Source organism: Pseudomonas gingeri (assembly GCF_013386115.1).
GTDB lineage: Bacteria > Pseudomonadota > Gammaproteobacteria > Pseudomonadales > Pseudomonadaceae > Aquipseudomonas > Aquipseudomonas gingeri.
The window spans coordinates 24,563-43,426 of record NZ_JACAOR010000008.1 but is presented as its reverse complement, the minus strand read 5'-3'; the positions used below and the strand labels follow the sequence as shown (position 1 = coordinate 43,426).

Below are 18,864 nucleotides of genomic sequence, written 5' to 3'. Positions count from 1 at the left end.
AGCGGGCTACCGCGCTGATCTGAGCCGGGAGGGATCGAACCTGCTCCTGAAGTCTCAGGCCTTTTTCGTCTTCGGCAACAACACCGCCAACACCCCGAACAACGGCAGGAACGAGCACATCGTGTACACGTACTCGATACCGTGGATATCCGCCAGGTGCCCCAGCAGCGCCGCGCCGATACCGCCGAAACCGAACATCAGGCCGAAGAACACCCCGGCGATCATGCCGACATTGCCCGGTACCAGCTCCTGGGCAAACACCACGATGGCCGAGAAGGCCGACGCCAGGATGAAGCCGATCACCACGCTGAGTACCGTGGTCCAGAACAGGTCCACATAGGGCAACATCAGGGTGAATGGCGCCACACCGAGGATCGAGAACCAGATCACCGCCTTGCGCCCGATCTTGTCGCCGATCGGTCCACCGGCAAAGGTCCCCGCCGCCACCGCGCCGAGAAACAGGAACAGGTGCAGCTGCGAGCTGGCCACCGACAGCTGGAATTTCTCGATCAGGTAGAAGGTGAAGTAGCTGGTGAAACTGGCCATGTAGAAGTACTTGGAGAACACCAGCAGGCCGAGCACCACCAACGCCCCCAGCACGCGATTCTTCGACAGCCCGTGGGTGGCCTTCTGGCCCTGCTTGAGCTTGAACAGGTTCAGGTGCGCGCGATACCAGCGGCTGATGCCGTAGAGCACGCCCAGGGCGAACAAGGCGAACAACCCGAACCAGGCGACATGACCCTGGCCGAACGGAATGATGATTGCCGCCGCCAGCAGCGGACCAAAGGCCGAGCCGGCGTTACCGCCCACCTGAAAACTCGACTGCGCCAGGCCGTAACGACCACCCGAGGCCAGCCGCGCCACGCGCGAGGCTTCCGGGTGGAACGTCGAGGAGCCCACGCCGATCAGGGCAGAGGCCAGCAGGATCAGCGGGAAACTGCCGACCTGGGACAACATCAGGATGCCGATCAGGGTGCAGATCATGCCTGCCGGTAACAGCAGCGGTTTCGGATGGCGGTCGGTGTAGAAACCCACCCATGGCTGCAACAGCGACGCGGTGACCTGGAAGGTCAGGGTGATCAGCCCGACCTGGGTAAAGGTCAGCCCGTAGTTGGCCTTGAGCATCGGGTAGATCGACGGCAGGACCGACTGGATCAGATCGTTGATCAGGTGCGCCAGCGCTACCGCGCCGATGATGCGCATCACCAGGGGGCTGGATTGCGGTGTCGTCGATGCGACGGTCGCGCCAGCGGACGTTTCAGTGAGAGCCATGAGGGAATTCCGTCACACGGATGGGTGCATGATTGCAGGTGCGTCAATGTGCCATTTTTTAGTGCGGCAATACCAGATGCTTGATGAGCTAACGATCCATCCAAGTGCAAAGAAATGCCTGATAGCTCTTTGCTACTGGTCTGAATCTTGCCTACCTTAGCTCCTACAGCGCGGCCCCTTACAAAGGGGCCCGAGAATGGGAAGTTTCGCTACAGCGGCCGGCCAACAACGCCCTCACTGGCGACTCTTCCGAGGTCTTTAACGATGGCATCCGTCATGACCAACCCGTCATGACCGCACTCAAACAGTGCTGGATGCCTTGAGGAGTGGTCAGGCATGCACGCTTTTTTATCACCAGGGATGCGACTGTTGGGGCGATTCGGTTTCGCCCGTAAATTTCAGGTGCTGTTCCTGCTGTTCATCGTGCCGCTGATGGGTAGCCTGTACATGATCGGCCAGGATTACCGCAGCAAACTGGCGCTGATCTCCGAGGAACGTGCCGGTGTCCGCCAATTGCTGGCCCTGGACTCCCTCGACAGCCTGCTGGCCGCCCAACGCGACCGCGCCGCGCGCTGGCGCGCCACGGAAACCAACCGCCAACCGACACCCGCCACCCTCGCCGCCATGGCCGTGCTCGACAAGGCCCAGCCCGAGGTCAAGCAGGCTATCGAGCAACTGGGCCAGGCCCTGCAAAACGAAGGCGCCAACGGCGAGACCATGAAGCGTTACCAGGTCCTGCAAGCCACGCTCGAAGGCCTCGACTCGGGCAGCCTGAGCAAGGTCGGCTGGTGGCCGGACGGCTATGACCGCTTCACCTCCGCCCTCAGTGCCCTGCAAGGCCTGCGGGAACAGATCGCTATGGACAGCCGACTGATCCTCGCGCCCTGGATGGAAACCTACCTGCTGACGCAGATTTCCACCCAGCACGCTCCCGACCTGATCGAACGTGTCGGCCGTCTCGCCAGCGTCGGCCAGGCCTCGGTGGTGTCGGGCCAGTTCAGCCTGCAGAGCCGCCTGCAACTCAAGGACCTGCGCAGCCGCATCGGTGATGCCCGCGACCAGTTGACCAAGACCGGCGCGCAACTGGAAACCCGCCTGCCGGCGGAACTGCAGAACTGGGCCGGACGTTACCGGGAAAGCCTGAATCACCTGGACGAGGGCCTCAAGGCGCTGGACGACGGCATGTTCGGCGGCAGCATCACCCTCAAGCCCGAAGGTTTCGAGAAAACCCTCGACACCTTGCTCGACCAGTTGGCCGGCTTGCGCCAGGACTCCCTGACCACCCTCGACAGCCGCCTGGACTACTACCACGCCCAGGCCATCCGCCAGTTCACCCTGGTCGCGGTGATCTTCGGCTGCCTGCTGCTGGCGGCGCTGTACCTGTTCATCTGCCTGCAGGCTTCGATCCGGCGCAGCGCCAGCGGCATCACCCTGCTGGCCGAATCCCTGCGTGACGGCAACCTGTGCCTGCAAGTACCGGTGGAAGGCCGCGACGAACTGGCGGCCATCAGCACCGCGCTGAACGTCGCCGTGGTGCAACTGCGCACCAGCCTGCAGGGCGTGGACCACGAGACCCTGCAGTTGAGCGACGCCGTACGCACGCTCAACAACCATTCCAGCGGCGCCCTCAACGAGGTCGAGGCGCAGCAGCAACAGATCAGCCAGATCGCCGCGGCGGCCACGCAACTGGCGGCCACGTCCCTGGGGGTCGCGCAGAGCTGCGAACAGGCCTCCGGCAGTGCCCAGAACACCCAGCGCATTGCCTCGGACAGCAGCCGCGACAGCCAGCGCACCACCGCCAGCATCCAGCAGCTCAACCAGCGCCTGAACGAAACCGCTGCCGCGCTGGGCCGGGTCAGCGAGCAGGGCCAGCAGATTCAATCGGTGGTCGACACCATTCGGGGGGTCGCCGAACAGACCAACCTGCTCGCCCTCAACGCCGCCATCGAAGCGGCACGGGCCGGTGAACAGGGCCGCGGCTTTGCCGTGGTGGCGGACGAAGTACGCAGCCTGTCGCAGCGCACCCAGAGTTCCACCGCGCAGATCGCCAGCACCGTCGACAGCCTGCGCGCCACCGTCAGCCAAGCGGTGGCACTGATGGAAGCGGCCTGCGGCCAGGCGGAAACCGACGCGCAATCGGTGACCGGGCTGGGCGAGCGCCTGGTGGAAATCGCCAGCGCGGTGCAGAGCGTGACCGATACCCTGGCGCAGATCGCCACGGCGGTGGATGAACAGGCGAGCACCGCGGACGAGGTCAGCGGCAATATCCAGCAGGTCGACCAGGCGGCGGTCCGGCTGCTCGAAGGGGCTCGCGCGGTGAACCGCGCGGCGGACACCCTGAGCGAAGGCAGCAGGGCCCTGAGCGACAATACCGGGCGATTCCGCCTGAGTTGAAACGGCCAAGGCCCTCGGATTCCGCCGTCGGGCCTTAAGCTTTTGATAGCGTAGAGAAAATTTTCAGATATTTGCTTGACACAAGATCGTTCCAAGCGAATAATGCGCGCCACTTGGCTACATAGCTCAGTTGGTTAGAGCATAGCATTCATAATGCTGGGGTCCGGGGTTCAAGTCCCTGTGTAGCCACCAAGTACTAAAAACGGCTTACCGCAAGGTAGGCCGTTTTTTTATGCCTCGAGAAAAGTACCGAAGCGGCCCGCAACAAAGGCTTTTGTTTTCGCCCGTGATTGGCAGCGGCCAGCAAGACGATAGCCATTGACGAATCGCCGGGCAGGCATGAGACAAGGCCGGTGCCTGATGACGATCAATTCAGCCTGAAATACAGACCTTGTGGGAGCTGGCTTGCCGGCGATGAGGCCCTTGGGTCCTGTTACGCCCGTCCAGACGCCTTCGCTGGCCAGCCAGCTCCCACAGGGATGGGGAGTTTTCCGGCCAGGCCGATCGGCATCGGAACCACTGCCCTCTGCTCAGGACTGCACTGTCGAAGGCAGATCGTTCAGAACACCCTCCATGTGCGCGATAAATGCCCGCGCCTTGGCACTGGCCATTCTTCCCGTCGGTGTCACCGCCCATAACTCTCGGGGCGGCAGTTGCCAGTCGTTCAGCACCGCCTTGATCTCGCCCGTGGCCAACTCCGGCATGAACATCCATTCGGCGGTCATCGCCAGGCCGTGATGGGCGAGGACACCGGCGCGTATGCCTTCCGAGGAACTGACCCGCAGGCGCCCTTGGGCGAGGATGGGTTGTTGTCGCCCGCCCTGGGTGAAGGTCCATTGCGTGCTTTCCCCCAGGCTATAGATCACGGCCTGGTGGCGCAGGATGTCCAAGGGTGTTTTCGGCTCGCCGAAACGCTCGAAATAAGCGGGAGTGCCGAACACCCGGCTGGGGCTTTGGCCGATCCGGCGAGCGGTGAGAGCGGAGTCGCCCAGTTTGCCGTTGCCGATACGCAGGGCCACGTCGATGCCGGCTTCCATCAGGTTGAGAATGCGGTCGTCGAGTACGACGTCGACATTCAGGCCCGGGTGTCGCTCAAGAAAAGGGCCGAGATGGGGAATGATGTACATCCGGGCAAAGGTCACGCCGGCGCTGACGCGCAGGTTGCCCGACAGGCCCGCGCCGACACCGCGGGCGGCATCCTCGGCTTCGTTGGCATGGTCGATGGCGTGCCTGGCCTGTTCGTAGAATGCCAGGCCCGCCTCAGTGGGGGTCAGGCCCCGGGTGGAGCGCAATACCAGGCGCACGTTCAGGTGGGCCTCCAGTTGCGCAACACTTTTCGACACCGCGGGCTGACCGATGCCCAGGCGTCTGGCAGCCGCCGAGAACGAGCCGGTTTCCACGACGTGGACGAAGGTTTCCATGGCGGTGAGACGGTCCATCGGGAGTCCTTTGGGTTTGCCGGGCGAACGGCCTCAAGGGGCCTGGCTATCGAGTGTAATCCCGGCGGTCTGCCTGGGCACACGCAAGAACCGCAACAATGCCACCAGCGGCAGTGCGCTGCCCACCAGCATCACCCCCAGCCAGCCGCCGCGTTCGTACACGCTGCTGGCGATCGCCGAACCAAAGGCGCCGCCGACGAAAATGCTGGTCATGTACAACGCGTTCAACCGGCCGCGACTGTTGGCATCGAGGGCGTAGATCGCCCGTTGGCCGAGGACCATGTTCATCTGCACGCAGAAATCCAGGACCACACCGCTCACCGCCAGGCCGATCACGCTGTACAACGGATGTACCAGGGCCGGAAGGAAACTCAGCGCGGCAAAAATCATCGCCAGCAGCGAAGCCCTGTGCGTGTGGCCCGCATCCGCCAGCCGTCCGGCGATGGGAGCGGCCACCGCGCCGATGGCGCCGACCAGGGCAAAAATCGCGATCTGGGTCTGGCTCAGGCCATGGTTGCGGATCAGCTCCAGCGGCACGGCGGTCCAGAACAGACTGAAGGTGGCAAACATGCAGCCGTGATAGAACGCGCGCTGGCGCAGCACCGGCTGCCGACGCAGCAGCGTGCCTAGGGAACACAGCAACTGGCCATAGCTGGCCGAGTGATCCGGTTGGCGCCTGGCGATGGTCAGCCACAGCACCAGGCTGATAACCATCATCAGCACCGCGGCCGCCATGAACATCGCGCGCCAGCCGAAGTGGTCGGCCACCACGCTGGACACCGGCCGCGCCAGCAGGATGCCCAGCAGCAGGCCGCTCATGATGCTGCCGAGCACACGACCGCGGGACTCGGCAGGCGCCAGGTGCGCCGCCAGCGGGATCAGGATCTGCACGGCAACCGAACTGAAACCGATCAGCAACGACACCAGCAGGAACAGGTTCGGCTGCTCGGTGAATGCCGCCCCCAGCAGGCTGACGATGGCCACCAGGTTGGTGACGATCATCAGGCGGCGATTTTCCAGCAGGTCGCCCAGCGGCACCAGGAAGAACAGACCCAGGGCGTAGCCGATCTGGGTCAGGGACACGATCAGGCTGGCCAGGGTCGCAGTCAAGCCGACATCCGGGGCGATCAGGTCGATGATCGGTTGCGTGTAGTAGATGTTGGCGACGATGGCGCCGCAGCAGAACGCGAACAGCATCACCCTGCCCCGGGTCATGCCTGTTGCTTGTGGAATGGCGCTCATGGCTTTCTCACAAAAGCGAAGAAGGGGACGAGCGAGAGTAAAGACAAGCCAGGCGTGGGAGTAGAGAGCTGGCGGTGATATCACCTATGCCGAACATGCATGGCTGAGTGCCTCCGGCAGCCAGGTCGACCAGCCGTGATCACGACGCCTTGCGCAGAAACGCCCTCACCGCGGCGAGCACTTCCGCCGACAGGGGCGCCTCGCCGGCGGCCCGGGCCATGGTCATCGCTCCGACCATCAGCGCGTATTCCACCAACGCGGTTTGCCGGCCGGCGGCTTCGCTTTCGGCGGAGCCATCCCCCTCGACCGCAGCGGCGTAAGTCGAGATCAGCGCCTCCAGCCCGCGCAGAAAGGTCTGGTGAACCGCGGACCGCGAATCTTCATGGGCCATCTCCGCGGAGAACGCGACCACCGGACAAGTGTCCTGATGCTGTTCTAGCTTGCTGTCCGCCAGGTAGTGGTCGATCAGGCTCTGGCGGGCCTGGTGCCTTTGCGGGTGCGCGGCCATCTTCTCGCGCCAGCCATTGACCGACTGCTCGAATGCCTGGGCACAGGCCTCATTGGCCAAGGCCTCCTTCGAAGCGAAGTGACCATAGAAACCGCCATGGGTCAGCCCTGATTCATGCATCACTTCAGACAGGCTGACACTCTGGAAACCGCGCTCGCGGAACAACCGCGTCGCCGTCTGCGTGATCTTGACCCGATTGAGCTCGGACTGGGCACGGGAAACTCTGGGCATGGCGACCTCTCTGAAATCGATGTCCACCTTCATGATTCAGAAAAGAGAGAGGCCGCTACGACCTCTCCCCTCTCGACTCACTTTTCGGCAGGCGTGGGTGCATTCGCGCAAATAAAGCCTTGTGCCTTCATCGCCTGCCAGAACTGCGGCGCGATCACGGCTTCGATGGCCCGCGCATCCTCGGCAATCCGCGAAGGGCGGCTGGCCCCGGGAATGACCGCGGCCACCAACGGGTTGGCCAATACGAACTGCAACGCCGCCGCCTTGATGTCGACGTCGTACTGTCGAGCGAGCTCATGGATGCGCCGGACCTTCTCCAGCATCTCGGCAGACGCCGGCTGATACTCGAAGTGCGTACCGCCCACCAGCACGCCCGAACTGTAGGGGCCGCCGCTGATGAACTCGGCGCCTTTGGCGCTGGCCTTGGCAAACAGCCGCTGCAGAGGCTGTTCGTGATCGAGCAGGGTATAACGACCGGCCAGCAGGAAACCGTCCGGACGGAACTCGTCGAGATCCAGGGTCAGTTCACAGGGTTCGACACGGTTCACACCCAGTCCCCAGGCCTTGATGACGCCTTGTTCCTTGAGGCTGGCGAGTACGCGGAATGCCCCCGTGCGGGCAATATTGAAGTGCTCGATCCATTGGTCGCCATGGGCGTCCTGCGCGACATCGTGGACAAACACGATATCCAGGCGATCAGTGCCGAGCCGTTGCAGGCTGCCCTCGATCGAACGCAGGGTCGCATCCGCGGAATAGTCCGTGAGCATCTTGTTGGGATTGCCCAGGCTGAACGGCCCCGAACGGGACGCGTCATGGACTTCGTCGGAGATCGGCCGCCCCACCTTTGTGCTCAGGGTGTACTCGTCGCGTGCGTAGTGGGCCAGGGCACTGCCGAGGCGGCTTTCGGACAGGCCGGCGCCGTACAGCGGCGCGGTGTCGAAAAAGCGGATGCCATGGCTCCAGGCGGCTTCGACGGTGGCCGCGGCTTCCTCCTCGCTGATCGCGCGAAACATGTTGCCCAGCGGCGCGGTGCCAAAGCCCAACTGGCCGATGATCTTGTCTTTGAGACTCATGAAAAACTCCGGCTTCACATGGATGGTCAGGATCTGCTGATCAGGTATTCGCCTCGAACAATACATGATGAAAAACATCTATTCAATAAATGTTAATTAACATCTATTATGCAGAAACCGGGTCCGGGGTTTCGCAAGACGCTTGATGAGCAAAACCCCGGCCTGGTTTCCGGGTGCGCGCCCTTGAATGCCGGGCGCTCCCTTACCTACGCGAAAAGGATCGAACCATGCCGTTAGTCAGAATCGATGTTGCTGCCGACACCACCCCTGAAACCGTTGCGGCCATCAGCGATGTGGTCTACCAGGCCATGCTGCAGACCGCCAATGTCCCCGAGCACGACAAATTCCAGATCATCAATCGCCATGCCGGCGATGAACTGGTCTATCCCGCGGCCGGCTATCTCGGCGTGACCTACACGCCGAACATCGTCTTTATCCAGGTGACCTGGAATGCCGGCCGCACGATCGAGGTCAAGAAGGCCTTTTACAAGGCGATCGCCGTGGGCATTCACGCCAGGACCGGACTGCGCAAGGAGGACGTGTGGATCAGCCTGGTCGACGTGAAACGCGAGGACTGGTCGTTTGGCAACGGCGAGATGCAATACGCGCCGACGGAATAAGCTGACGCGCCCGCCACGGGCGCGTGCTTCTCTCAGTGGCTGTGCCGGTGGTGGATATCCGGGAAATGCGCATGGCTGTGGCGGATCGGCGCATGTTCATGGGCATGACTGTGGGGCTCCCCGGCCTCCCACGCAAAGTCATGGGTGTGCTGGTGGTGCTCGTCATGCACATGACGATGGCTGTGCTGGAGCGGATCGTGCTGATGCTCGTGGACATGGTTCTCCATCAGGTGGATCCAGACGCCCACGGCCATCAGCAGCGCCGCAATCCAGAACAGCAGCGACACCGACTCGCCCAACAGCACGATGGCGATCAGCGCCCCCAGAAACGGCGCCGTGGAAAAGTACGCCCCGGTGCGGGCACTGCCGAGCCCACGCAATGCCAGCACAAACAGCACCAGACTGACACCATAGCCGAGAAAGCCCAGCAGCAGGGTCGGCGCCAGTACCGGCAACGCCGGCAACTGCGCCCCGATGACCAGGGCCAGGGCACAGTTGACGCCGCCCGCCGCCAGGCCCTTGAGCCCGGCGATAAACAGCGCATCCGAGGCCGAGACTTTACGGGTCAGGTTATTGTCGATGGCCCAGCACAGACAGGCGAACGCCACCGCCAGCGGTCCCGTCCAGTCCTGGACGGTCGCGGCCTGCTGCGGCCATGACAGGACCAGGCTACCCGAGACAATGGCGATCATGCCGATCACGATCCGCCGGTCCGCGTTCTCCCTGAACACGACCCAGGCCAGCACGGCAGTGAGCACCGACTCCAGGTTGAGCATCAGGGAAGCGGTCGCCCCGCTGGTATGGCCCAGGCCGAACATCAACGCCACCGGCCCCAGCACGCCGCCAAAGGCAATGGCGCTGATCAACCATGGCCACTCCCCGCGGGTCAGCCCGCTCTTCTGCCAGCCGCGATCCCGGACAACACGGACAACGGCCAGGCCGAGGCCGCTGCCGAGGTACAAGAGTCCCGCCAGCAGGACGGGGGACATGCCCACTCCCAGCCACTTGGCGAGCGGAGTACTGGCGCCGAACAGGGCGGCAGCGGCCAATGCGTAGAGCATGCTCGGTTTCATCGGAAAGGACCTTTGTCGTAATGGGGATAATCATGGCGCCGGCGGCACCTGATCAATCGAATCGTCGCACCGTTCAGCGACTGTTCTTCAATCCGCGCCGTGCCTCGTGGCGCTCCAGCGCCAGCTCGATCAATCGGCTGACCAGCTCGCTGTAGCTCATTCCCGCCGCCTGCCACAACTTGGGGTACATGCTGATGCGGGTGAACCCCGGCAGCGAGTTGACCTCGTTGATCAGCACTTCGCCGCTGTCGGTCAGGAACACGTCGACACGCGCCAGCCCGGAACAGCCGAGCACCTGGAACGCCTCGATCGCCCGCGCGCGGATCCGCTCGCTGGCCTCCTCGCTGATCGCCGCCGGCACCACCACTTCGGCGGCCTGGGCGTCGATGTATTTGCTGTCATAGGAATAGAAACCGCTGCGTACGACGATCTCGCCGCAGCCGCTGGCCACCGGCTGATCGTTACCCAGGATCGCGCACTCGATTTCCCGGCCGCTGACCGCCGACTCGACCAGGACCTTCTCATCGAAACCCAGGGCCAGTGCCAGCGCCTCCTGGTATTCGCTGGCGGTCTCGACCTTGCTCACACCCACCGAGGAACCCTGGTTCGCCGGCTTGACGAACATCGGCAGGCCCAGCGTCGCCTGCGCCTTCTCGAAATCCAGCCGCGCGGCCGTGACCCGGTTCACCGTGATAAACGGGGTCACCGCCAGGCCGGCATCGCGCAGCAGGCGCTTGCTGACATCCTTGTCCATGCACACCGCAGAACCGAGTACGTCGGAGCCGACAAAGGGCAGGTCCGCCATGCGCAACAGGCCTTGCAGGCAGCCGTCTTCACCGAGGGTGCCGTGGACAATCGGGAAGATCACATCGACCTGTTCCAGCAGGGCCTGGCTGCCGGTCTCGACCAGTTGTCCGCCGGCCTTGCCCGGCACCACCGCCAGTTCCCGATTGGATTGGTTGAGGGCAATCAGCGCCGGGTTCTGCGCGTTGAGCAGGTAGTTGGAGCTGTCGTTGAGATGCCAGCCGCCCTGCTTGTCGATACCGATCAGGATCGGTTCGAAGCGCTCGCGATCCAGCGCGTCGACCACATTTTTTGCCGATTGCAGCGACACCTCATGCTCCGCGCCCAGCCCACCGAAAATAATCCCGACTCGCAACTTGCCCATCATCCGGCCTCGTGTCCAAAGTGTGTTTCCGGGAGCCATCTCCCTCTGTGCGCAGCCTATGCGCAAGGCACCGATTGCGCATCCCCAAAATCATCAATCCGGGTATGCTGCTGGCGATTCGAGCGATGGATGGAGCAGCCATAGTGAGTGAATACGCCAGCAACCTCAGTCAGATCGCCGGTATCCGCCACGCTTTCCTGACCCTGGGCAACGACGGCCTGCCCGCCGAGGTGTTCACCTGCAAGCAGATTCACAGCGCGACGCTGATCGAGGCGCCGGACAATCTGCCGGCCGGATCGCTGCAAGGCGATGCGGTATACACCGACGGCGAACGACCGATCGCGGTGATCACCGCCGATTGCCTGCCGTTGCTGGTGGCCGCCACGGACGGTTCGCTGGTGGCGGCGCTCCATGGCGGCTGGAAAGGCCTGCAGGGTGGCATCATCGGCAATGCCATCGCGCGCTTCGAGGCGCTGGAGATTCCCCGGCAGACGCTGCGCATCGCCATCGGCCCGTCGATCAAGCCGTGCTGTTATGAAGTCAGCGAGCAGTTCGTGAATGAGTTGCAGGCGGCCCAGGGGCATCTCTGGCAAACCGCTGTCGCCCCCTGGACGCGCGAGCAGCCGACACCGCTTTCATCGCCCGCCATCGCACCTCCCGCGGCGAGACAATCGGGCAGCTACTGGTTCGACCTGCAGGCCTATGCACTGCTGCTCCTACGCGCAGCAGGCATCACGGACGCACAGGTCGAAGTCAGTCCGGTCTGTACCTATTGCTCGTCACCGGCGTTTGGCAGCTACCGCCGCCGAACCCACGAGGCGGACGAGAAAAAGGCCTTCCAGTACTCCTGGATCCAACGGATCTGAGCCTGCCCGCAGCCCCCCGATTTATGTGCCCTGGAATCAGTAGCCATCATTCCAGTGGACATTCACCGTCTGCGTACCCTTGCCGTCGACCACGATACTTTGCCGGTTCTCGTGCCCTTCACGGCTGCTGACAATCTGGTATTTGCCCGCCGGCAGCTTGACGTAGACCATCGGCCCGACCTGAATCAGGCTCAACACCGGCTCACCGCCGGCCTTGTTGATGGTGATGTTCACATCGGGCAGGTACTCGTCCTTGGGCCCGGTGGAGGAAACGATATGCAGGTTGTAGCCGCGGGTCTGGATCAACGCCTGGGACTCGTCCAGGCCAATCCCCCCCGTCAGGTACTCCACGCCATTTTGCTGTTGCGGCGCCAGTTGCACCGCCTCCATGTTAATCGGTTCGTTGACGACGGGCGCAGCCAGCACCCTCGCAATGGTCACGGCCAACAGGATACCGGCCAGCACCGTGAGCCGGCAGTAACGAACAGAGATCATGACAGACACTCCCCGGCCCTTTTAGAGCCCGAGTCTCACCCTTGGACAAGGGCAAACCGGCGCCTGGAGGAATACCGCCTGCTTTTGCCGCGGCCGCCTACGCAGCCCTGCCGGCGGGCCAAGGGTGCGAGTGCGCCACCAACGGGATGCAGCTGCGTGAGTGCTACGTCTTGAGTTTAGTTTCTGTCATGAAAAAAACGCCCGATGCAGGACATCGGGCGTTTTTTCCGCAGAACTGGAAATGTTTTCGTTTAGCCGGCCAGTAGCGCACTCAGGTCCAGGTGACCGTCCTTCAATGGCGGGCACCAGTAGTAACCGCCGGTGATCGGCCGGCTGAAGCGATAGAGGGCATCGGCGATGCCGTCATCCAGCCCGCTCATGCGCCGCAGTTGGGCCTCGAAGGCATCGAAGCTGCAACCGAACGCCAGGAACATCAGGCCGGCGCCCTGCTCGTTCGACCAGGGCATGGAACGGCGCACGACAAACGCCTCCGGGGCGAAGCTTTCCTGGGCCGTGCGCTTGACGTGGGCCGATTCCGGCGCGTCGTCCAGCTCTTCGTTATCGCTCTTGCGGCGCCCCATGATGTTGTCCTGCTCATGGGACGGCATGGCGGCAAAACCGTCCAGGTCGTGCTGCCACTGCTGGATCGCGGCAAAACTGCCACCGTGCAGGCCGGCGACATCACCCGCGGCGATACCCGCCTCGACGGCAGCCTGGTCTACCGGGTTCTCGGTGCCGTCTTCGTAGCCGGTCAGGTCATGGCCGGTCTTGTAGCGGAAGGCTTCGGTCATCTGCACCAGCCTCAACGCCGGCGCCAGGGCGGCTTCCAGTTCGCGACTGCGGTGCAGCAACTCGCCACGGTCGTCACCATGCAACCAGCACCACAGCGAGTGCTGGGTCGACGGGTTATCCACACCCGCGCCACTGATGGCCGGGAATACCCGCAGGCCTTCCACCCGGGCACCCAGCGCCTGCACCAGCGACTCGCCGAAGCCGACCACGGCGTTTTTCCCATCCACCAGCCGGGAAAGATTGTCGAGTGCTGCCGGCAATGCTTCGGCCGATTCCAGGGCGAAAAACAGGTGGCGTGCCTGCAAGGGCACAGGCTTGGCGAGGATGCCGGGCTGGTAGTGACTCATGGGAACTCCTTTGTGAAAGGCGGGAGTTTACCTGTGTTGCGACGCGAGTGCTGCAGGGAGCCAGTGATAGGGTGATGATCCCTCCTACAAAAAACCGAGAAATACGCCAGCTTTTGCGAGAAAACGCCCGCTTCATAAAACATAGGCAAATCACCTATGTTTTTCATCATGAAATCCGTATTCTTCGAAACATCACAGTTCACTGCCACGGTGAGTCATTACCTTACCGATGACGAATATCGACAACTCCAACTCGAGATGCAGGCCAATCCTCATGCAGGAGATGTCATGCCTCGCACAGGAGGTTTTCGCAAAATACGCTGGCCCGATGTTCGAAGAGGCAAGGGCAAGCGTGGTGGCTTGCGGATCATCTATTACTGGCTGCTGGAGTGTGGCCAGTTCTGGATGTTCGCTATCTATGACAAAGGCGAGCTGGAAAACCTGACACCACACCAGGAAAACATGCTGAAAACGGCGATTGATGCCGAATTGAAGCGACGAGGTAAAACATGAAAAAGCGCGATCTGTTTGCCGAACTGATGCAAGGCGTCACAGAAATGGCCGAACATCGCGAAGGTAAAATCACCCTTCGTCACTGTGAGCTGGAAGAGCTACCGCCCCCAGTCGTCACAGCGCAGGAAATTGTCGCTTTGCGAGAAAAGCTGCACATGTCACAACCGGTTTTTGCCCACCGGATTCGAACCAGTCCCGATACGCTCAAGAACTGGGAGCAAGCCAAATCCCGGCCCAACGCTCAGGCAGCGCTGCTGATCAAACTCGTGGAGCGCTTTCCCGACATGATTGAGCGTCTGAGAGCCGTGTGATTTGATGCACTGCCGGGACCCGGCCTGAATGGCAGGCCCCCGATCTCCAGCGCCCTCAATTATCAGGAAGAGAACGATGCCGCAGTCCAGAAACGAACAGTTCGCCCATATTGCCCAGCAGCTTGGCTACAACTTCGATGGTGAAATGAAGATCGGCGGCAATTACGTACCGGCGGTGCAGAACGATCTCGAAATCTATGTCAGCGGGCAGATCCCGCGTGTCGACAATACCGTGATGGTGACCGGTCGCGTCGGCGCCGAAACCACCCTGGAACAGGCCCGGCACGGGGCGCAGATCAGCACCATGCGCGCGCTGGCGATTCTGCGGCAGATGCTCGAAGGCGACCTGGGACGGATCAAGAAGGTGTTGCGCATCAACGTGTATGTGCAAAGCGCTTCGGACTTCACGCAACAGAGCGAAGTCGCCGATGGCGCCTCGGAAGTGCTCTACACGGTGTTCGGCGAGGCCGGGGTGCACACCCGTACATCGGTGGGTGTGTTCCAGCTGCCGAAGAATGCTTCGGTCGAAGTCGACGTGGTGGTGGCGCTCAAACCGTAGGAGCCGGCTTGCTGGCGATGGCCGCGACGCGCAGTCTGATCAACCCGCGTCGCCTGGACCACCGGCAAACCCGCACCGGTGCGCAAAAGTCGCGTCAGGTGCTCAACTGGTTGGCGAACTGCCCGACCGCACTGACCACGCGCTGCGCACCGTCCTGGATCTCGACGATCACCGTCCCCGCCTCAGCCGCCAGCGCCAGGCCTTCCTCGGCCTGGGTCTTGCCGCTGCTCATCAGCGACACCGCATCGCGCGCCATGTCCTGGTTCTGGCGTACCACCAGGACGATCTCATCGGTCGCCTGGCTGGTGCGCGAAGCCAGTTGCCGGACCTCGTCGGCCACCACCGCGAAACCGCGCCCCTGCTCACCGGCGCGTGCCGCTTCGATGGCCGCGTTCAGCGCCAGCAGGTTGGTCTGTTCGGCAATGCCGCTGATGGTCTTGACGATGGTGCCAATCACCTGGGACTGGGCATTGAGCGCCTCGATCCCGTCACCGGCATGCTGCATGTGCTGGGCCAGGTCGCGCATCACTTCGACCGCCTGGGTCACCACGGTGGTACCGCGCTGGGCACTGGCATCGGTTTGCAGCGAGGTGCTGTAGGCGATGTTCGCCGCCTCGGCCACGGCCTGCTCCTGATTCACCTGCTCGGTGATCACGGTGGCGAACTTCACCACCTTGTAGAGGCGCTCGTTGGCATCGAGGACAGGGTTATAGGAAGCCTCCAGCCAGACCACGCGACCATGGCTGTCCACACGCTTGAAACGCCCGGCGATGAACTCACCGGCGTTCAGGCGCTTCCAGAATGCCTGGTAGTCCGCGCTGCCGGCTTCCGCCGCATCGCAGAAGATACGGTGATGCTTGCCCTTGATCTGCGCCAGGCTATAGCCCATGCCATCGAGGAAACGATCATTGGCGGTCAATACCTCGCCGGCCAGGTTGAACTCGATCACCGCCGTGGAACGCAACAGCGCGCCGATCAGGTTCTCGTGCTCGCGGGAACTCTCGATGGTCCGGGTCAGATCGTTGGAGTAGATCGAAAAATGCTTGATGCGGCCATCGGAGTTGCGCACCGGCTGCACGATCGAACGCAGCCAGGCCTCCTGGCCGTTGCCCCGCAGCAGGCGTACCGCGCCGCTGAAGTGCTCGCCACGGGTCAGGGCGTTCTTGAAGCGCTGGTGAAAATCCGAGTTCTTCAGGTAGGCAGGGACGAATTCGTCGATATGACGACCCACCAGGGCGCTGCTCTGGTAGAGCATTTCCTGGATGAAATTCTGGTTGACTGACTCGATACGGCCATCGGGGTCCAGATTGAGCACCAGCATCTCCAGTTCAAGGCTTTCCTTGACTTGCTGGAGGCTGGACAGTTCTTCGCGAAGAGCCGACAGCTCCTGCTTCAAGCGTTTGTTGAACATGGTGGGCACCGATGGGCAAAAGGGAAATGCGGCGATCTGCCATTGGCATCGGCTACCGATATATTTTCTGAAGGACATTTCCGAGTTATTTGTTACAGCCAACCGTCTGGCTGTTCGACGGAATTTTTCCGCTGCCCGGGGATCACCTCTACAACAACAGGGAGGAGTTTCAGATCCATGAGTACGGCAAAACTTTTCGTTATCGACTACACCCTTCACGGCAGTCCCAAGTCCTTCATCATTCGCTCCGAGCACATGGATAATGCCGAAGCCTGGCATTGGGCAAGCTGCGATGCCGGCGTCGGCCGCATCGGCAAGTTCGGTCGCGAACGGGTGAAAAAGACCAGCAAGCCCATGGCCGAGAAATTCGGTATTGAGGCGGTGAGCTGGCGCCAGGCCTGAAAGAGCGGGACTAGCTCAAGGTGTCCAGCTCCATCAGGGTGAAATGACCGCTGCCCCAGCCTGCCGTATCGATGTGATAGATATTGCCCAATACGGTGGGCTGGTGCTGCGGCGTATGCCCGACCATCACCGCCCGTACCTCGCGAATGCCACTGGTGTCATGGTTTTTCAGGCGCATACGTGACCACTGGCAGACCTCTTCGACAGCGATCCGCACCTGGGAATGGCCCAGCAGATAGTCACGCAAGGCACTCCAGGTAGCGAAAGGACTGTCGGCATGCACCAGCCCCACCAGGCCGAGTCGGGTCTCGACTTCCAGGGCAATCGGCATTTGCGCAAAGCGCGTGGCGAACAATCGTTGCTTCTGCGCGCTGCTGTCGAGAAACCAGCCGCCACCGCTGGCACGATACATCCCGTAGTCCAGGGGCAGGCCCTCGACATGCTGGATCGCCAAGGCTTCGTGATTGCCCTGCACCGCCGCGAACCAGGAACGCTCCAGCCACTCCAGGGCCTCTTCGCTCTGGGGGCCGCGGTCGACCAGGTCTCCGACGCTGAACAGCCGGTCACACTCCGGATCGAACCCGAGCCGATCCAGCGCTGCCTGCAAGCGGCTGAAATGACCATGGATATCACCGACGGCGAAATCCCGGCCCCGGGTATTGAGGGGGTAGTGAACAAACCGCGCCATGACCCGTTACTCCTGTGTCAGCAGGGCAGCGCCGGAATCGGCGAGTCCTGACACCCTCCATTGAGTAAAGCCGATATAAACCCTCTCACTCCGGTTTGAGCAACGCTTCATAGTCCGGACTGATCTCCGCGAGGATCATCAGCGCCGCCGCCCCCAGGGCCACCGCATCGTGCCCGGCGGTGCCGAGCTGGATACGTGGATACTCGCGATCCGAGCGACTGCTGATGGAGCGGTGCAAGGGCTCCAGCCGCGCCACCAGGCGGGCCAGGATCGCCTCGGGGAGGAAACCGCTGATCAGGATGGTCTGCGGATCGAGCAGCGATTCGAGGATGTTGATCGCCTGGCGCAATGCCGGTGCGGCTTCGTCCAGCCAGGACTCGACGCCGGCCTTGAAGCGCGGATCGTCAAGATTCCAGGCCGCCAGGTCCTGATCGCCGGATTGCCCCAGGTGCTCCAGCAGCGCGGCAATCGAAATATAGCGCTCCAGGCAGCCCCGGTTGCCGCAATGGCAGCTCTTGCCCCCGGGTACTACCGTCATGTGGCCGATCTCCCCGGCGTTGTGCCAGTGCCCGGAGTACAAGCGATTGCCCAGGTACAGGCCGGCCCCGAGGCCGCTGCCGATAAACAGGTGGACGAAGTTGTGCAGGTCGCTGGCGATGCCGTATAACCGCTCGCCCATGGTCGCCGCCGTGGCATCGTTCTCGATCAGCACCGGCAGGCCGACGGCCTGGTGCAGGCGCGCCGGAATCTGCGGGTCATCCCAGCCGGACATCGCCGTCGGCCCCACCGAAGTCATACCTTCGACACTGAACGGGCCCGGCAGCGCCACCCCGACCCCGAGAAAACGCCCCTCGGGCCGGAGCGCACGAAACTGCCCAACGGTGTCGAGCAGCAGCGGCAGCGCGTCGTCGAAGCTCGGGTAGCTGACCGCCAGGGTGACCTGGGCCTGGGCGTCCCCGAGCAGGTCGAGCAACACGCCGATGATCGAATGCTGCTCGACATGGAAACCGATGGAATAGCCCCCTTGCGGGTTGATCGACAACGGCACCGGCGGCTGGCCGCGACCGATCTTCTCCGCCGCATGGGCCAATAGCACGCCCTCTTCCTGCAGCTCGGTGACGATGTTCGAGACCGTCTGCGCCGTCAGCGAAGTCAGGCGCGTGAGGTCGGCGCGGGTCAGGCGCCCGCCCAGGCGGATGGCCTCGAGAATCACCCGGCGGTTGTGCAGGCGGGCATGTTCGGCGTTGGTGCCGGTGGTTACCGTACGGGTGTGCTGGGGATTTTTCATGCGCCGATGATCGTCGCCGCCGATTAATTAAATCAAGTTGAATTAATAGTCGTGACGTGTTTTTCTACACCTCGGTCGCAGTAGCTCCTCGGGCGACCGCAACCCATAACAATAACGATACCGAGTCGATGGAAGCCCTCGCCGGCGCGCAGCACCCTTGCCACCTGCCCTC

At 62.6% G+C, this 18,864-nt stretch carries 18 protein-coding genes, 1 tRNA gene and 2 pseudogenes; 8 read left to right on the top strand and 13 right to left on the bottom strand.

Going from position 1 to position 18,864, the window contains the following annotated elements; translation table 11 throughout:
• Positions 1 to 54: 54 nt before the first annotated feature.
• Positions 55 to 1,272, bottom strand: a complete 1,218-nt coding sequence (locus HX881_RS16170; protein ID WP_017123781.1) for an MFS transporter — start codon at positions 1,270 to 1,272, stop codon at positions 55 to 57.
• Positions 1,273 to 1,608: 336 nt separating this feature from the next.
• Here HX881_RS16170 and HX881_RS16165 point away from each other — a divergent pair, with 336 nt between their 5' ends.
• Positions 1,609 to 3,666: a methyl-accepting chemotaxis protein gene (locus HX881_RS16165; protein WP_042934436.1), complete on the top strand. Its 2,058-nt coding sequence runs from the start codon at positions 1,609 to 1,611 to the stop codon at positions 3,664 to 3,666.
• A 115-nt stretch (positions 3,667 to 3,781) separates the two neighbouring features.
• Positions 3,782 to 3,858: transfer RNA gene (locus tag HX881_RS16160), tRNA-Met, on the top strand.
• 338 nt (positions 3,859 to 4,196) lie between these two features.
• On the opposite strand, the gene HX881_RS16155 is transcribed toward HX881_RS16160, so the two are convergent.
• The 4 genes from HX881_RS16155 to HX881_RS16140 all read right to left on the bottom strand — a co-directional run bounded on the left by HX881_RS16155 (position 4,197) and on the right by HX881_RS16140 (position 8,159).
• Positions 4,197 to 5,105: a LysR family transcriptional regulator gene (locus HX881_RS16155; protein ID WP_177085452.1), complete on the bottom strand. Its 909-nt coding sequence runs from the start codon at positions 5,103 to 5,105 to the stop codon at positions 4,197 to 4,199.
• A gap of 33 nt (positions 5,106 to 5,138) precedes the next feature.
• Positions 5,139 to 6,347 carry an MFS transporter gene (locus HX881_RS16150; protein WP_177085450.1) on the bottom strand — a complete coding sequence of 403 codons (1,209 nt, stop codon included), beginning with the start codon at positions 6,345 to 6,347 and terminating at the stop codon, positions 5,139 to 5,141.
• A 139-nt stretch (positions 6,348 to 6,486) separates the two neighbouring features.
• Complete coding sequence (locus tag HX881_RS16145; RefSeq protein WP_177085449.1) at positions 6,487 to 7,086, bottom strand: TetR/AcrR family transcriptional regulator; 600 nt, start codon at positions 7,084 to 7,086, stop codon at positions 6,487 to 6,489.
• 77 nt (positions 7,087 to 7,163) lie between these two features.
• On the bottom strand, positions 7,164 to 8,159 hold the full coding sequence (locus tag HX881_RS16140; protein WP_042934433.1) for an aldo/keto reductase: 996 nt from the start codon (positions 8,157 to 8,159) through the stop codon (positions 7,164 to 7,166).
• A 227-nt stretch (positions 8,160 to 8,386) separates the two neighbouring features.
• Between HX881_RS16140 and HX881_RS16135 the strand changes: the two genes are divergently transcribed.
• Positions 8,387 to 8,779, top strand: a complete 393-nt coding sequence (locus HX881_RS16135; RefSeq protein ID WP_177085447.1) for a tautomerase family protein — start codon at positions 8,387 to 8,389, stop codon at positions 8,777 to 8,779.
• Positions 8,780 to 8,811: 32 nt separating this feature from the next.
• Here the strand turns inward: HX881_RS16135 and HX881_RS16130 are convergent, their stop codons facing one another.
• Together HX881_RS16130 and ddlA are read right to left on the bottom strand one after the other, a co-directional pair.
• Complete coding sequence (locus HX881_RS16130; RefSeq protein ID WP_042934430.1) at positions 8,812 to 9,852, bottom strand: DMT family transporter; 1,041 nt, start codon at positions 9,850 to 9,852, stop codon at positions 8,812 to 8,814.
• 73 nt (positions 9,853 to 9,925) lie between these two features.
• Complete coding sequence (ddlA, locus tag HX881_RS16125) at positions 9,926 to 11,020, bottom strand: D-alanine--D-alanine ligase (protein ID WP_042934434.1); 1,095 nt, start codon at positions 11,018 to 11,020, stop codon at positions 9,926 to 9,928.
• A gap of 143 nt (positions 11,021 to 11,163) precedes the next feature.
• Here ddlA and HX881_RS16120 point away from each other — a divergent pair, with 143 nt between their 5' ends.
• Positions 11,164 to 11,886, top strand: coding sequence for a purine nucleoside phosphorylase YfiH/LACC1 family protein (locus HX881_RS16120; RefSeq protein WP_017123745.1), 723 nt, complete (start codon positions 11,164 to 11,166; stop codon positions 11,884 to 11,886).
• 36 nt (positions 11,887 to 11,922) lie between these two features.
• Here the strand turns inward: HX881_RS16120 and HX881_RS16115 are convergent, their stop codons facing one another.
• Positions 11,923 to 12,381 (bottom strand): hypothetical protein, encoded by a 459-nt coding sequence (locus HX881_RS16115; protein ID WP_017123746.1) that lies wholly within the window; start codon positions 12,379 to 12,381, stop codon positions 11,923 to 11,925.
• Between the two features lie 251 nt (positions 12,382 to 12,632).
• Complete coding sequence (locus HX881_RS16110; protein WP_017123747.1) at positions 12,633 to 13,520, bottom strand: Dyp-type peroxidase; 888 nt, start codon at positions 13,518 to 13,520, stop codon at positions 12,633 to 12,635.
• A 168-nt stretch (positions 13,521 to 13,688) separates the two neighbouring features.
• Here HX881_RS16110 and HX881_RS16105 point away from each other — a divergent pair, with 168 nt between their 5' ends.
• The 3 genes from HX881_RS16105 (at position 13,689) to HX881_RS16095 (ending at position 14,903) form a co-directional block, all read left to right on the top strand.
• Positions 13,689 to 14,033 (top strand): toxin, encoded by a 345-nt coding sequence (locus HX881_RS16105; protein WP_177085445.1) that lies wholly within the window; start codon positions 13,689 to 13,691, stop codon positions 14,031 to 14,033.
• A complete protein-coding gene (locus tag HX881_RS16100) occupies positions 14,030 to 14,344 on the top strand; it encodes a helix-turn-helix domain-containing protein (RefSeq protein ID WP_017123749.1) in 315 nt (104 codons plus the stop codon). Before HX881_RS16105 ends, HX881_RS16100 begins: the two co-directional genes overlap by 4 nt.
• Positions 14,345 to 14,420: 76 nt before the next feature.
• Positions 14,421 to 14,903, top strand: coding sequence for a RidA family protein (locus HX881_RS16095; RefSeq protein WP_017123750.1), 483 nt, complete (start codon positions 14,421 to 14,423; stop codon positions 14,901 to 14,903).
• A 94-nt stretch (positions 14,904 to 14,997) separates the two neighbouring features.
• Here HX881_RS16095 and HX881_RS33230 read toward each other — a convergent pair.
• Together HX881_RS33230 and HX881_RS33225 are read right to left on the bottom strand one after the other, a co-directional pair.
• Positions 14,998 to 15,429, bottom strand: a pseudogene (locus HX881_RS33230) (methyl-accepting chemotaxis protein); the annotation flags it as partial.
• 108 nt (positions 15,430 to 15,537) lie between these two features.
• A pseudogene (locus HX881_RS33225) lies at positions 15,538 to 16,224 on the bottom strand (PAS domain-containing protein); the annotation flags it as partial.
• A gap of 267 nt (positions 16,225 to 16,491) precedes the next feature.
• Between HX881_RS33225 and HX881_RS16085 the strand changes: the two are divergent.
• A complete protein-coding gene (locus HX881_RS16085; protein WP_017123752.1) occupies positions 16,492 to 16,716 on the top strand; it encodes a DUF6555 family protein in 225 nt (74 codons plus the stop codon).
• Positions 16,717 to 16,726: 10 nt separating this feature from the next.
• Here the strand turns inward: HX881_RS16085 and HX881_RS16080 are convergent, their stop codons facing one another.
• Entirely contained in the window at positions 16,727 to 17,404 is a 678-nt protein-coding gene (locus HX881_RS16080) for a metallophosphoesterase (RefSeq protein WP_017123753.1), read from the bottom strand.
• Positions 17,405 to 17,489: 85 nt separating this feature from the next.
• Complete coding sequence (locus HX881_RS16075; RefSeq protein WP_017123754.1) at positions 17,490 to 18,692, bottom strand: ROK family transcriptional regulator; 1,203 nt, start codon at positions 18,690 to 18,692, stop codon at positions 17,490 to 17,492.
• Between the last annotated feature and the right edge of the window lie 172 nt (positions 18,693 to 18,864).

Excerpts from the sequence above, each read along its gene's own strand:
- HX881_RS16170 (WP_017123781.1), bottom strand. The coding sequence starts at position 1,272 with ATGGCTCTCACTGAAACGTCCGCTGGCGCGACCGTCGCATCGACGACA.
- HX881_RS16165 (WP_042934436.1), top strand. The coding sequence starts at position 1,609 with ATGCACGCTTTTTTATCACCAGGGATGCGACTGTTGGGGCGATTCGGT.
- HX881_RS16155 (WP_177085452.1), bottom strand. The coding sequence starts at position 5,105 with ATGGACCGTCTCACCGCCATGGAAACCTTCGTCCACGTCGTGGAAACC.
- HX881_RS16150 (WP_177085450.1), bottom strand. The coding sequence starts at position 6,347 with ATGAGCGCCATTCCACAAGCAACAGGCATGACCCGGGGCAGGGTGATG.
- HX881_RS16145 (WP_177085449.1), bottom strand. The coding sequence starts at position 7,086 with ATGCCCAGAGTTTCCCGTGCCCAGTCCGAGCTCAATCGGGTCAAGATC.
- HX881_RS16140 (WP_042934433.1), bottom strand. The coding sequence starts at position 8,159 with ATGAGTCTCAAAGACAAGATCATCGGCCAGTTGGGCTTTGGCACCGCG.
- HX881_RS16135 (WP_177085447.1), top strand. The coding sequence starts at position 8,387 with ATGCCGTTAGTCAGAATCGATGTTGCTGCCGACACCACCCCTGAAACC.
- HX881_RS16130 (WP_042934430.1), bottom strand. The coding sequence starts at position 9,852 with ATGAAACCGAGCATGCTCTACGCATTGGCCGCTGCCGCCCTGTTCGGC.
- ddlA (WP_042934434.1), bottom strand. The coding sequence starts at position 11,020 with ATGGGCAAGTTGCGAGTCGGGATTATTTTCGGTGGGCTGGGCGCGGAG.
- HX881_RS16115 (WP_017123746.1), bottom strand. The coding sequence starts at position 12,381 with ATGATCTCTGTTCGTTACTGCCGGCTCACGGTGCTGGCCGGTATCCTG.
- HX881_RS16110 (WP_017123747.1), bottom strand. The coding sequence starts at position 13,520 with ATGAGTCACTACCAGCCCGGCATCCTCGCCAAGCCTGTGCCCTTGCAG.
- HX881_RS16105 (WP_177085445.1), top strand. The coding sequence starts at position 13,689 with ATGAAATCCGTATTCTTCGAAACATCACAGTTCACTGCCACGGTGAGT.
- HX881_RS16100 (WP_017123749.1), top strand. The coding sequence starts at position 14,030 with ATGAAAAAGCGCGATCTGTTTGCCGAACTGATGCAAGGCGTCACAGAA.
- HX881_RS16095 (WP_017123750.1), top strand. The coding sequence starts at position 14,421 with ATGCCGCAGTCCAGAAACGAACAGTTCGCCCATATTGCCCAGCAGCTT.
- HX881_RS16085 (WP_017123752.1), top strand. The coding sequence starts at position 16,492 with ATGAGTACGGCAAAACTTTTCGTTATCGACTACACCCTTCACGGCAGT.
- HX881_RS16080 (WP_017123753.1), bottom strand. The coding sequence starts at position 17,404 with ATGGCGCGGTTTGTTCACTACCCCCTCAATACCCGGGGCCGGGATTTC.
- HX881_RS16075 (WP_017123754.1), bottom strand. The coding sequence starts at position 18,692 with ATGAAAAATCCCCAGCACACCCGTACGGTAACCACCGGCACCAACGCC.